This window comes from Moorena sp. SIO4A5 (assembly GCF_010672005.1).
GTDB lineage: Bacteria > Cyanobacteriota > Cyanobacteriia > Cyanobacteriales > Coleofasciculaceae > Moorena.
In genome coordinates, this window is sequence record NZ_JAAHHZ010000003.1 from 177,859 (window position 1) to 191,521 (window position 13,663).

General features: G+C 42.6%; 10 protein-coding genes. 4 read left to right on the plus strand and 6 right to left on the minus strand.

The window, feature by feature from the left end; all coding sequences use genetic code 11:
- Nucleotides 1–257: 257 nt before the first annotated feature.
- Together F6K57_RS03080 and F6K57_RS03085 are read left to right on the plus strand one after the other, a co-directional pair.
- Nucleotides 258–713, plus strand: a complete 456-nt coding sequence (locus F6K57_RS03080) for a hypothetical protein (RefSeq protein WP_293064731.1) — start codon at nucleotides 258–260, stop codon at nucleotides 711–713.
- A 309-nt stretch (nucleotides 714–1,022) separates the two neighbouring features.
- A complete protein-coding gene (locus F6K57_RS03085; RefSeq protein ID WP_293064734.1) occupies nucleotides 1,023–1,613 on the plus strand; it encodes a hypothetical protein in 591 nt (196 codons plus the stop codon).
- Nucleotides 1,614–2,718: 1,105 nt separating this feature from the next.
- On the opposite strand, the gene F6K57_RS03090 is transcribed toward F6K57_RS03085, so the two are convergent.
- The 3 genes from F6K57_RS03090 to F6K57_RS03100 all read right to left on the minus strand — a co-directional run bounded on the left by F6K57_RS03090 (nucleotide 2,719) and on the right by F6K57_RS03100 (nucleotide 5,320).
- Nucleotides 2,719–3,531 carry a spondin domain-containing protein gene (locus F6K57_RS03090; protein ID WP_293017340.1) on the minus strand — a complete coding sequence of 271 codons (813 nt, stop codon included), beginning with the start codon at nucleotides 3,529–3,531 and terminating at the stop codon, nucleotides 2,719–2,721.
- A 445-nt stretch (nucleotides 3,532–3,976) separates the two neighbouring features.
- Nucleotides 3,977–5,008 carry a potassium channel family protein gene (locus F6K57_RS03095; RefSeq protein ID WP_075899869.1) on the minus strand — a complete coding sequence of 344 codons (1,032 nt, stop codon included), beginning with the start codon at nucleotides 5,006–5,008 and terminating at the stop codon, nucleotides 3,977–3,979.
- 84 nt (nucleotides 5,009–5,092) lie between these two features.
- Entirely contained in the window at nucleotides 5,093–5,320 is a 228-nt protein-coding gene (locus tag F6K57_RS03100) for a hypothetical protein (RefSeq protein ID WP_293017338.1), read from the minus strand.
- A 252-nt stretch (nucleotides 5,321–5,572) separates the two neighbouring features.
- Between F6K57_RS03100 and uvrA the strand changes: the two genes are divergently transcribed.
- Together uvrA and F6K57_RS03110 are read left to right on the plus strand one after the other, a co-directional pair.
- Nucleotides 5,573–8,557, plus strand: a complete 2,985-nt coding sequence (gene uvrA / locus F6K57_RS03105; protein WP_293064739.1) for an excinuclease ABC subunit UvrA — start codon at nucleotides 5,573–5,575, stop codon at nucleotides 8,555–8,557.
- A 153-nt stretch (nucleotides 8,558–8,710) separates the two neighbouring features.
- The gene (locus F6K57_RS03110; protein WP_293017336.1) at nucleotides 8,711–9,049 is read left to right on the plus strand and encodes a XisI protein; all 339 of its coding nucleotides are present in this window, start codon (nucleotides 8,711–8,713) and stop codon (nucleotides 9,047–9,049) included.
- A gap of 115 nt (nucleotides 9,050–9,164) precedes the next feature.
- Here F6K57_RS03110 and F6K57_RS03115 read toward each other — a convergent pair whose 3' ends face one another.
- From F6K57_RS03115 to ovoA, 3 genes are all read right to left on the minus strand, one after another.
- On the minus strand, nucleotides 9,165–9,404 hold the full coding sequence (locus F6K57_RS03115) for an EF-hand domain-containing protein (RefSeq protein WP_293064743.1): 240 nt from the start codon (nucleotides 9,402–9,404) through the stop codon (nucleotides 9,165–9,167).
- A gap of 54 nt (nucleotides 9,405–9,458) precedes the next feature.
- Complete coding sequence (locus F6K57_RS03120; protein ID WP_293017576.1) at nucleotides 9,459–10,907, minus strand: hypothetical protein; 1,449 nt, start codon at nucleotides 10,905–10,907, stop codon at nucleotides 9,459–9,461.
- Nucleotides 10,908–11,007: 100 nt separating this feature from the next.
- Nucleotides 11,008–13,314, minus strand: a complete 2,307-nt coding sequence (ovoA, locus tag F6K57_RS03125; protein ID WP_293064746.1) for a 5-histidylcysteine sulfoxide synthase — start codon at nucleotides 13,312–13,314, stop codon at nucleotides 11,008–11,010.
- Between the last annotated feature and the right edge of the window lie 349 nt (nucleotides 13,315–13,663).

The following is a 13,663-nucleotide window of genomic DNA, read 5'->3' on the forward strand; positions in this document are numbered from 1 at the left end:
AAACAAGTAAAGGAGATAAAAATGGTGAATATTGCAATATAATACTTAAAAAAAACACCAATCAAGTTAGTGATTTTTAGAAACTTTCAGTAACTGGTTCTACAGGTGGAGGTGAGTTCATGAAAAATAAAACCGAGGTATTTAAGAAGAACACAACAGAGTGGATCGAGAACGGTACCAAGTTAACTGGATATCAGGGGTTACTCAAGCCATAAAAAAATAAATTTGGGCAAGAGACGGATGCCCCACTAATCCGTTTGCAAAAATTAAAAGCAGAATACATACAACCAAAGCAAATTGATCTAAATGCTGGAAATTATAGTGATATAATAGATTATCTCAGCCGTTGTCGAATTGCACGATATGGTGATTGTGATGTTAACGCAATAGAAGCAGCGTTGATATTGGCAAATCAAGGCAAGATAAGCCGTGAGACGATACAGATAGTAACAGATCAAAAGTGGGGACATACTTATGTAAAGATTAAGCCCCATGGAAATGGTAATTGGAAAGTAGCTGTGGATATTATAGTAGATCCATGGGCAAATTATATAGCTACGAACGTCTTTCAAAGGAAAGTGTATGTACCAAAAGAAGAGAAACTGTCCAGCGGGGAATCAACGTTAACAAGGATGAAAGTGGCTGAAAATTTCATCAGAAATAAATATGAGTACCAGGCAAATGATGAAATACTGAAGGTTCTGAAAGTATAATGAGCACGATCGCTCTTTTGTAGTGCGATTGGCCGTAGGCGTGGCCTACGGCCAATCGCTGATCGTTGATATCCTCTTGGGTAGAGGCAGCTGCCTGTTTATCAGCAGCGAAGGGAGGTTGGTATGTACTTCTGAGGCACTGCTTAAGACAACAGCCGCCTCTCAATGTAAAATGCAGAACGCTAGTAGTTTTTATTGTAGGAGTGTAGTTATGGAGCGATCGGATCTAGTACAATTGCTTGTAAAGTGGGCATAATTAGCGGGCTTCAAAACTCGATTGTTAGATTGAAAATAAAATAGGAGTTATTAATGGCTTTTAGTGATTATAAAACTATTGCTCAAGTTCAAGAAGAGTATAATATCAAGTATTTGGAAAAATACTTTATTGAAATTACAGATCTAAAACCTTCCGATCTGTTTGTTAAGGAATTTGAATTCAGCGAACAGAACATGGATATATACACATCTGAATCATCAAGATGCGAAAATATTATTTATCCAATTTTAAGAGAAGTTTATAAAGATTTTATTGATAAATATACTCTTTGGAGCCACAAGTCCATAACATACGATGCTAAACTAAATGGAACGCCTGATTACTTGTTCTCAATAAAATCAGAATTAGGTAAGACCGTCTTGGGTTTTCCAATCGTCATTGTTGTTGAAGCAAAAAAGAATGATTTTAGTGAGGGATGGGGGCAATGTCTAGCTGAGTTGATTGCTGTGCAAAAATTAAATAAAGCTGAGGAACTTCCCGTGTATGGGATCGTAACGGATGGAGAATTATGGCAATTTGGAAAATTAGTATCCGATGAATTCACCAAAAGCAAGTTGAGAATTACTATTACCGATTTAGATAAAATTTTCGGAACGATAAGTTTTTTATTGTCAAACAAATAAGATTTTACACGGGGACGCGGAGATTGGATCATTGGGGAGCATGTCTTATTCGCAGCAACATTAGTACTAAAATAACTCATGTACGCTATTCAAACCCTGAAAACACTCTAGTTCAAGCGTTCTCACCAAATTGACCTGCTCGCCATGCTCCCCCTATTACCTATTCCCCATTCCCCATTCCCCATTCCCCAGATAAGCGTACTAATGTTGCTGCATAAGTGACATGCTCCCCTTTCAAGTTTTTGGAGAGGTCTACTTAGGAGCTGGATGAGGTGAAAGTCTCACGTCCAGTTCTGTTCGCGCAGCGTCGGCCTTAGCCGAAAGCGGAGGTGCCCTGGATAATACCAGGCATCGACCGTAACAGCCTTGGGTACGGTGGGGTTTGAAGTTACCGTAAGTAGAGGGTCGCCTTTACAGGGGACTGGCTATGAGAAAAAGGGTCAAAACTTATTAACTAAGGCGACCCTCTACTAAGGTTTCGTTTCCGGCACACTGGAACCTGGATTGACCGTAGGTCACGCTACGCGAACGTGAAAGATCTAAACGCTTGTGGAGAATCGATCTCTACTCTTCCTGGCTCCGGTCTGGTTGAGCAAGTTAAGTTGACTCATTGTTCGCGTAGCGTGGCCTACGGCCAAGCAAGAATCCCCGCGTCTAATGACCGGGGAGTGTCAACTTGAGTCTAGTTGAGGTGCAACTATTAGCCTTATAGCTCTCTAAACCTTGTCAAACATTATCTACTGTTTTATAATCAAATAAGTTAGTAACTTGTTTAACAAGGGAAGACTACCGCCCAACGAAGAACTAAAAGCTTTGGCAGCTGGTCGTAAGTTAAGCGACGTAAAATAATGGACTGAGTGAAGTTACAGTGCGGTTTGAGAGTAGGCAGAAGAGCCTCCATTAATAAAAATAGCGCAATGCTTTTGGCATTGCTTTGTCGGCAACAACCATTAGTTAAAACTAATGCTATACCATCGTCCTATCTGCTTGTGAGTAGGTTTGTACAGGTTAAATGTTGCACTACTTATGTTGACTAGTTATGTAGTGTTGTTAATCAAGAAGGGAAAACAATTTAAAATTGTCAATGGTCAATTGCCAAAGGGATTTAGGCGAATCTGTTAAGACTCTGACGCCAGCGGCTACCCAGCCATAACAACCCACCGATAGCAAGTAATCCTCCAGTAGTAGAAGATTCTGGCACTTTCTCGACTTTGATACGTGCTATCTGGTAGCCATCCACTGTGAAGTCAGCTTGAGCAAACGCCGGAGTTGATAAAATCGGTCCACCTGGAATAAAACCTGGATGCAGGGTGACAACTCCGTTTTCTGGTGTACCGGTATCAGGAATAGTTTGACCGAAGAAAGCAGTAGTCGTCTCCTGCTCGTCGTTAACTTCAGTACCTGCATCCAGAACTTGAGAACCGAGAACGGTAAAGTCAGCTCCAGTGAAATTACCTTCTTCATCAAAAATCTCAATAGCCAAGGGGTTGCCATTAGCAATGAAAGCATCATTACTGGGAAGAATCATTGCTGCGTAGCTGAAGTAACGGCTAGTAGAATCTACAGTAAATGTGGCTTGGGCAATATCCCCAGAAGCAACTGGACCATTTGGACCAGGAATTACCCCATCAACTGAACCCGCACCACTAGCAAAAAACTCTTCACTAAGCACTGCTGCATTGCCATCCTCAGCAATGCGCTCAAGTCCTGGTGAAGCTGCCTCACCCCGATCATAAATATCAAAAAGACCATTATGAAAACCTACCCAGACTGGAGTCAATAACGTGCCGTTGTCCGGTGCCAGGCTTTGAATTGTCACCTTGAGGGTAGCTGCTGTTGCGCTAGATGCCATGGCTAGTGTAGAGGTTACCGTAACCATGGTGATGATTTTGAGTGATTTAATAATTGAATGCTTCATGGTGATCCTGATCAATGATATCAATATGGTAGATTTGTCAATGAGTGTGTTGCTCAACTATCTATGTAGCTACATCATTATCCGTAGAGTTAATCAGCTAAGTGTTTAAAACTTAGTATTCAAAACTTAGTGTTCAAAACTTAGTGTTCAAAACTGATTTTGCTGGCACCCCATCAAGTGGATAATTTTAGGTTAGTAGCTTGACTAGGATTATTGGTTTCTTGGTTTAGTTGTTGCTGAACAGAGGCTGAAAATTTGCTGATAATTTACTGATAATTTCCAGCCTCTATCAGCCTGGAATGACGACGTGATATTAGTTGCGGTTGACTACTTATCCTGGAAGGGTATTCGTCAATTGAAAATTTCAAATTTCAAATTTCAAATTGTTACTTAACACATCACAGGTCACAGTTCACAGGTCACACTTACGTTTAAGATTTCTCGTTTAAGATTTCTTTAGCAGTCGTGGTTCGTGTTGAGAAACGACAATTAAATAGTCACCATTCTCAAGTTTATAATCTGTCGGTGGATTGGAGATAACGTCTCCTTCAATTCCTTTTTGTACCGCTAAGACAATACTTTGATAGGCTTGCTTCATATACGTAAATACTTCCATAAAGGAACTACCAACCCGAGAGTCAGGAATCGCAATTTTATAAAGCTTGTTCCCAGTTTGAGTACTTAATATTTCAGAGACAACTTTGGTAATTCCATGGTTAAGAGCAGCTTGGGAAATGAGCATACTACTTAACTCACTACTAACGATTATTTCGTCAACCTTAGCCCGCTGACAGGATTTAACATGAGTTTCATCTACCAGCTCCACAACTGTGTAAGCCTTGGGATTAATACTTTCTACTGTCAGGGTAGATAGTATAACTTTTGCGTCGCGAGCTGTGTCATCTATACTGTCATCCCCTAAAATTATAACAGTTCTAGCCTGGATCAAGTTGGCTCGAATCAAGGTTTCATCACTTACATTACCTTTAAGAAAAAACAAATTATTGTCTTCGATAGGCTTCCGGTCTATATTAGCAATTAAAATAATTTTCTCATCTTGAGTTTTAGGAAACCTTCGCAACTCATTGATGATAAATCTTGCTCTAGAATTCCATTCGCAAATAATCAAGTGATTGTTAAAATTATAAGATCCCATACCTAGATCATTTTTGAGTTTTTGATCGACAAAAATACCAGCGAGGCTAGCGGTGAAGATGGCTAAGAATCCAATCCCCACAAACATATCGAGAATAGCAATAACGCGACCACCAACTGTGACAGGGGTGATATCACCATAGCCAACAGTTGTTAGGGTGACGATGCTCCACCAGAAAGCATCTGCTTTTGAGATATCTGGTTCCAGCCATGATATAGTGATGGTGTTAATGGTAATGATTATTATAATAACCCCCATTACTTTATCAAGGTTTTCACTGCGCAAAAAGTTCCAGAATTTTCGATTCCATAGTAATATCATTTGACTTAGACGTAATGGTCAGTTCATGTCGGTTTAAGAGCTGATTCGTAAACTCGCACTAAACCTTGTAGGATAAGGCTTGCGCTAAAATAGAACAATTGAACTATTTAATACCGAAAAGACAATCATAGCAAGGCTTTCAGACTTCTTAAGATTTACTTTACGAATCAGCTCTAAGTAACTATAATACAGCGGTTTTGAATTGGGTGAGGTACTTTCGTTATAGATTTTAGGGAGCAGGGACTTCGGAGCAGGGAGCAGGGACTTCGGAACAGGGACTTCGGAACAGGGCAAAAAACCTGTGTAGCTCATAGTTATGAAAAACGCTGTATCTATTCTCTATAATTTATAGATTGAATCGGCAGGGGGGCTCAGGAGCTCGGGAGTGGGCTTTGGAGTGTGCGCGAGCTTACTGAAAACTATACAAAAACTATATAATTGAAGTCTGGGATCGCTGAAGCTGAAAGCTAGAGGGCGTCCGGCAAACGGCTGAATGCTTATTGAACATTACTATGGGAACGGATAGCGCTACTATTGTTAAGGAGTTTAAAGCCGCTGTCGGTCATGCCAAAATCCTCTAACCTCAACCACACCCAGGACCACACCCCTAACTCTGCTCAAAACACCATTCGGATTCGGGGGGCTAGACAGCATAACCTGAAAAACATTGATCTGGAACTGCCACGCGATCGCATTATTGTCTTTACTGGTGTTTCCGGTTCCGGCAAATCCTCCCTGGCATTCGACACTATCTTTGCGGAAGGACAACGCCGTTATGTAGAATCCCTTAGTGCCTATGCTCGTCAATTCCTAGGACAACTGGATAAACCGGATGTGGATGCCATCGAAGGCTTAAGCCCCGCTATCTCCATTGACCAGAAATCTACATCCCATAACCCCCGTTCCACCGTTGGTACAGTTACGGAAATTTACGATTACCTGCGATTACTGTTTGGACGGGCTGGTGAACCCCATTGTCCCAAATGCGATCGCAATATTGCGCCCCAGACCATCGACCAGATGTGCGATCGCATTATGGAACTCCCTGACCGGACTCGCTTCCATATCCTGGCTCCGGTTATCCGAGGCAAAAAGGGCACTCACAAGAAACTATTATCCAGCTTAGCCACGGAAGGATTTGTGCGGGTCAGAGTCGATGGTGAAACCTTTGACCTCTCCGATACCATCGAATTGGATAAAAATTATACCCACAACATTGAAGTGGTGGTTGACCGTCTCATCAAAAAGCCTAGTATTCAAGAACGGATTACCGATTCCCTTGCTACTTGCCTAAAACGTTCTACTGGAATTGCAGTTATCCAAGTTTTAGATAATACATCAGCACAGTCAGCAGAAGTCAAATCTGATCATAATTATAGACGTACTCCTCCAAAAAATGGCAGTTCATCTGACCAAGACATTCCTCAAGAAATCGTATTTTCAGAAAACTTTGCTTGCCCAGAACATGGGGCAGTAATGGAAGAATTATCTCCCCGATTATTTTCCTTTAATTCCCCCTATGGTGCTTGTCCATTTTGTCACGGTATCGGTAATTTACAAACCTTTTCTCCAGAACTAGTAGTACCTGACCCTACTCAACCATTATATAGTGCTATTGCCCCGTGGTCAGAAAAAGACAACACCTACTACATTTCCCTACTCTATAGCGTAGGAGAAGCCTATGGTTTTGAAATCAAAACTCCCTGGAATCAGCTAACCTCTGAACAACAAGAGATTCTGCTCTACGGCACCGACGAAAAAATTTATATTCAAAATGATTCTGCTTATGGCAAAGAAAAAGGATACTACAAGCGCTATGCTGGCATTATCCCGATTCTAGAAAAACAGTATAAAGACACTAGCTCTGAAGCATCAAAACAAAAACTAGAGCAGTATTTAATTTATCAACCCTGTCCAGAGTGTCATGGTAAACGGCTCAAACCAGAAGCACTCTCCGTGCGGTTAGGACAATATCATATTGATGATTTAACTAGTGTCTCAATTCGCCAATGTCGTCAACGGATTGATAACTTACAACTATCCCCCCGCCAAGCTCAAATTGGAGACCTTGCCCTCAAAGAAATTAAAGCCCGATTACAATTTCTAATTGATGTAGGATTAGATTATCTTACCCTTGACCGTCCAGCCATGACCCTTTCCGGTGGAGAAGCTCAGCGGATTCGCCTAGCGACTCAGATTGGAGCAGGCTTAACTGGAGTTCTGTATGTATTAGATGAACCAAGTATTGGATTGCACCAAAGAGATAATGGACGGTTACTGACTACCCTAATCAAATTGCGGGATTTGGGCAATACCTTGATTGTTGTAGAACATGATGAAGAAACCATTCGTACTGCCGATCATATTGTCGATATTGGTCCGAAAGCTGGAATTCATGGGGGAGAAATTGTTGCTCAAGGGGATTTAGAGACTATAATCAAAAGTGATAATTCCCTGACGGGAGCGTATTTATCAAAACGGCAAGTAATTGAAACCCCTAGTAAACGTCGAGAGGGTAATGGTCGTTCTTTTGTGATTAAAAATGCTCATCGTAACAATCTTAAAAACATTGAGGTAGAGATACCACTAGGGAAATTAGTTAGCATTACAGGTGTCTCTGGGTCTGGGAAATCTACCTTAGTCAATGAATTACTTTACCCGGCATTACAACATCATATGACTCGTAAAGTACCCTTTCCCAAAGAATTGGATCAAGTTGAGGGACTCAACGCTATTAATAAAGCAATCGTAATCGATCAATCTCCCATTGGTCGCACTCCCCGGTCTAATCCTGCTACCTATACAGGAGTGTTTGATGCAATTCGAGAGGTATTTTCTAAAACTATTGAAGCTAAAGCTAGAGGTTACAAGCCAGGGCAATTTTCGTTTAATGTCAAAGGGGGACGTTGCGAAGCTTGTTCGGGACAGGGGGTGAATATCATTGAGATGAATTTTTTGCCCGATGTCTATGTACAATGTGACGTTTGTAAGGGAGCGCGATATAATCGAGAAACGTTGCAAGTGAAGTATAAAGGATATTCCATTGCTGATATTTTAAATATGCCAGTGGCAGAAGCATTGGAGGTATTTAAGAATATTCCAAGAGCAGCATCTCGGTTACAAACTTTAGTAGATGTAGGGTTAGGATATATCCACTTAGGGCAACCAGCACCGACATTATCTGGTGGAGAAGCACAACGGGTGAAGTTGGCAACAGAATTGTCACGTCGGGCAACGGGAAAGACATTGTATTTAATCGATGAACCGACAACAGGATTGTCATTTTATGATGTTCATCACTTGTTGAATGTATTGCAGCGGTTGGTAGATAAAGGAAATTCTGTTTTGGTGATTGAACACAATTTAGATGTGATTCGCTGTGCTGATTGGGTAATAGACTTAGGACCAGAAGGTGGGGATAAAGGGGGAGAAGTCATTGCCTCTGGAACACCAGAGGAGGTAGCAAACAATCCTAAGTCCTATACCGGGAAGTATTTGAAGGAGGTTTTACAGGAGTACCCGCGACAGGAAGGACTGCTGAGTGCTTAGTGCTTATTGCTTAGTGTTCAGTGGGTCAGTTATAGGGGATGTTTGAGCAATGGCTTTTTTGATGCGATCGCGTAGCGTAGCCCTTCGGGCTACGCTACGCGATCGCTTAATTTGAAAGAAACAACCTCAACTCCACAGTGAAACCTTCATTGAATGGATACCAGATTAAACTACCAAGACATCATCAAAAAAGTATTAATGGAACACGCTGACTATCGTGCTTCCCTACCTGACAGCTATGACTCTCAAGTGCTTTTCGATGATCAGCGAGGACACTATTTAGTATTAGACATCGGTTGGAATGATGACTATTACCTACACGCTACACCAATTCACCTAGATTTAATTGGTGACACAATTTGGATTCAATACGATGATACGGAAGAGGGGATTGCTACCGATTTACTGGAAGCAGGTATTCCCGCAAACGATATTGTACTTGGTTTCCGCCATCCTCAAGTACGGCAATATACAGGTTTTGCAGTGGGCTAAAGATTTAATTTTGGTAGAATTTAGAATGAAGTATAATTCCAAATTATAAATTATCAATTTAGGTGCCCTTGACCCGTAATTAAATTCGCCACGGGTCAAGCGCACCTTTCCATCCCTATGAAAAGTCCTGTAAGATGAATTCAAAAGTTCCCAAAATTAATGCTTCCGGTGTTGGGTAGTAGAGTAGACCCTTCTGTTGTATAGCCCATTTCAAACGAAAGACAAACTCTTGCCAAGATACATAACCGTTACCGTCAACATCTAACAAATTGCAAATCATCTCCCTTGGTTTTTCTGTGACATTAACACCTGTGAAAATATCATCAAGAAAATGATGGATGGGTATCTCTTCCATCGTTTTAGTAATCTCTGGATTTTGCCAAAATATGCTATAATTTGAAGTCAGTTATTATTGATTTTTATGAGACGGCGAATTTATTTTTTCTGACAATTTTTTCCATCGTTGTTTCAGACTAATGATAAGTGGGTGTTCATCAGAAATATCGCTATCTGAAGTGATAATTTTAAGCATGGATGATGAAATACATCCTCCACTATATTCATACAGTTGGGCTAACCCAATGATGGTATTGTAGTTAAAGCTGTTTCCTAGAAGTAAGTGCTCATCAATTTTTTCTTCCATCTTTTTGCATAAGTTTTCATCCCATCCGGTTTTTTCTGGTTCGCCGAATCGTTCAATCATAGCTTGATTTAGCATTTCAGCATTGGCAAAATCACTGATTCTAATAGTTTGCTTAACACCAATCATTCTAGCAACAGCACCCATTTTATCTCCCATGAATCCATGCCATCCACCGAACACGAGATCGAAGGCTTCCTTACCATAAACTTCTTGATCCCTAGGAACAGGTTCTTTTGATGCAATGGTATGTACTTTGCGGGCAGCTTTAATAATGGCTGGCAGGTTGTATGTACGAGTTACAAATTTATTGCCAAGCCGGGCTAGATTTGTTAATGTAATACTTGAGCATGAATGCCCTAAAGCTGCCCCGGCCTTGCAAACGGCACTCCATATCCCATCAGCACCATTCGCCAATGCTTCTAAAACTGTTGACTCTGCAAGGCCAAAACCACAATGTACGTGAACCAGTAGTTTACCATGTGACCAATTTGCCGAAATCATGGTTTCACGAATAATACGAGTCAGTTTGCTTACAGTTTCTGGAAGCAAAAAACCGGTTGGTTCCTCAATCATCAGTCCAAAGGGACGCTGATTACTGGGCAGATTGCCCAAGGATTCAATCAGATGTAGAGCTCTGGTCAAACCCTCTGTATCGGTTTCAAAATTTGCGAAATCTCTTAAATTTACAAGAATGCGTGGAGGGAGTTTTTTTTCACCACGTGGAATCAAATTTTTATTAGCCCACTCCACTTGGTTTAAAATGAACTGGTTGAGATCGAACTGCTCATAATTGATGGCAGGACTACATAAATCTATTTCGATAATAGCATTACTCATCTTATGATCGTTGACCATTTCCAACAATCCATCTGCTGGCTCATCAATGGGAACTCCATATTTATCTAAAGCACTGTAAGCTTCGCTAAATCCCCACATATTATCTAAGGATCCCCCCAACTCAATCCAATGTTTTGGAATTTGGTCATCAACGTTTCTGTTAGCTCCATAAGTGCCAAGAATCACTTCATTGAGTTCAGTTTCAGCAATAGCCTTTAAGATGTTGATTTTATCTTCAAGAACATGACCACGAGCAGTTCCCACAGTAGTTTCACGAACAGAATTATCTAGAACAAAGATTTCAAGATCCTGTAGGGTTTTAAGTTCCTCATCTGCCTCATTGCTAGCCCTGTCGATTATCGCTTTGAATTTGTTCATTTTTATAAGATCCTCTAAATTTTTTTTGTCTTCGGTACTTACTGTGCTAGACTATCAATTTATAACAGTAAGTACCGAAGACCCAACGTTCCGAGATTTTTTAACTGTCACGCCGTTTCCACAAACTGACTAAGGTGATAACATACTGGAACTTACGAGCGTGTTCCCGGATCAGGAAGGGCATATCCTGTGTTTCGAGCAATTCAAAATCTCGGTTTAGCTCTGCTTGTAATGTAGCAAAGGAAGCCTTGCCATCATGCCCGCCCAGCCAAGCATCCCGTGGCGTGAAACGCTCATCCCAGGTGAACGGTGTTGCTAGTACCAGTAGTCCACCTGACCTTACTAGCCCGCGTGCGCCGCACAACCGACTGAGAAATGCTCTAGGACTCGGTAGACGACAAATCAGATTAGCCGCTAACACCACATCGAACCCAACGAGTTCAGGGGGCAACGCACAGGCATCCGCACGGCGGAAGGTCACCCGACTGCGATCCAGGTTTTCTGGCAAGCAAACTTCAGCTTGGCTCGTGTTTTCCCCTTCATCGCGGCGACGATAAACCAGTCTGCCTTTGCGACGTAGCGTCTCGGCAGCTTCAATAAAGGTGGCACTGAGGTCGATCCCTAACACTGACTCGAATCCCCGGGCCAGCTCGAAGGTTGAGCCGCCAACGGAGCAGCCAACATCCAAAGCCCGATTGGTCTTGATTCCCAGGTGTTCGGCTGTCTCCAAGGTTAGTGTGGCAATGCTTTGAGGAAATCCCACGGCATCCTTCGGTCCGAAGTTGTAGGGCATTGCTTCATCAGCCGACCCATAATGCAGCATCAGGTTTTCTGCTAGAATTTTATCACCTTCATAGGCTTTAACCCCACTGCTTTGGCTACTAATAAGTACTGCATCGCAGGTGGCGTCACCATCATCAGATCGAACTAGCCTAAATCCTGCGTGCTGGAAGAAGTGAGGCCGGAAGTGAAACCTTGCCCACCGGGTCGCTTCATCACCAGTACTTATGAAAGACCCGCCGAGAATCATCTTATGTTCACCGTCGAAACAAGGGGTACTAAAGTCATCATAGAGCCGGTGGACCCGGAACCCTTCCAAAGGATTGAAATCATCCTCACACCAATGCCAGACATTGCCAAAAACATCGTAAAATCCAGCTTCGTTAGGCAGTAGAGCATTCACTGGGGTTTGAGATCCCCAAGTTAGATTCAAATTAACTGGCTCCTTGCCCCCGCCCAAGCAATGATGTTCGGCTTCCGTTAAAAGTCTGTAAGGGATGGGGCTGTTATCCTGCTCAGTCTTCCAAGCACAGTAGGCTTTCGCTTCATACCAGTTGACAGCAACCGGCCAAGACCAAGGTAGATCCACCACCTCAAACAGCGTCCGCAGTCGATACTGGTGCAGTCCTGCTGGCCCATCAGCCACCCAGAAGGTCGGCCATTTAGTATTGCGATTTTGCTTCCAGGCCCAGCCCTCTTCTGTCCAGTATTTCGGTTGCTGGTATCCGCCAGCGACAACAAACTCGTAGAATTCACGATTGGTGACTAAGTATCGACTGGCTTGAAAACTCCGAACCCTTACCTGCCGTGAACCATACTCGTTGTCCCAACCAAAGGAGGGTTCTTCCCAAGGCTTACCCAAGGTCACGGTCTTGCTGGAAACGGCGATTAACTCGTTCTCAACGGTCTGACTCTCTGCAAATGCTGAAGGATGCAGGTTTGGCCATGCTTCTGGCTGACGCAAAACCGACAGTGGCAACTCTTGTAGCAAGACACTGTCGGTTTCGATGTGGATGCGTTCGTGTTCAAATCCTAGGAATAGTGCCCATGCGGGATTGTCCATAGTGATAGGTGGATGGCCGTCTTCCAGGGCGGGCAAGGTTTCAATCAATTCTCGGACAATCTTGTAGGTACTCCGTCTGTACTCCACTACTTCACGGACTGACGGCCAATCCATTTCAGTCTTGGACATATCGTCCCAGGACATCTCGTCAACGCCAGTTTCAAACAATTGCTCGAAGTATGGATCAATCGACTCATGGATTAGTCCAGCTAGCCGAAGCTTGTTGATGTAAAGCACGGCTGGATGGCATAGATAGAAGATTAGAGGATGACGAAGTTGGTGGTAGGGTGGGTCGAGGAATGCCCGTTCTCCCTGTAGTGCTGACAACAAAACTTCGGTCATCAGCCAGCCATTATCGAAGTAGTCCAGAATCTCGCGGCGCGTGCAGGTGGCTAGATTTGGGATCGGCATGGCATGTAGGACTTCTGTAGGTCGCAGCCCAGTCCACCACCAATCTGGACGGGGCCCAATCAGGGGATCTGTGGGGTCTTTCTTACCCTTCAGGTTAGGGGACAAGAGTGTAGTTAGATCTAGATTTGGATTACGTGTTAAAGCAGTCTCCACCTTGCTGTGTTCCAATAAAAATGATAGTTGAGTAGATTAGACCTCTCCAGCAATTAAGTAGGTGGGCATAAATAAACCTTAAAACTCAGAATCCGAGAATGAAGCTGGAAGCCTGTATTCAAGTTGTTTTCATCATTTTGAATATCAATCGCTATTTTAGGGATCATTAAATCCACCTACTTAGATTTTCAGGTATAAAGGTTAACAGGGGAAACGCATCTTGTCAATAAACCGGGGATAGTTCGAGCAAGTCTCAGTATGAAATATCAACTAGTGTTGGGAGGGAGTTCTAACTCCAATCCCTGGAGCATGAAAGTGAGCAGATGTTCCCAACTATGGAAATACATAT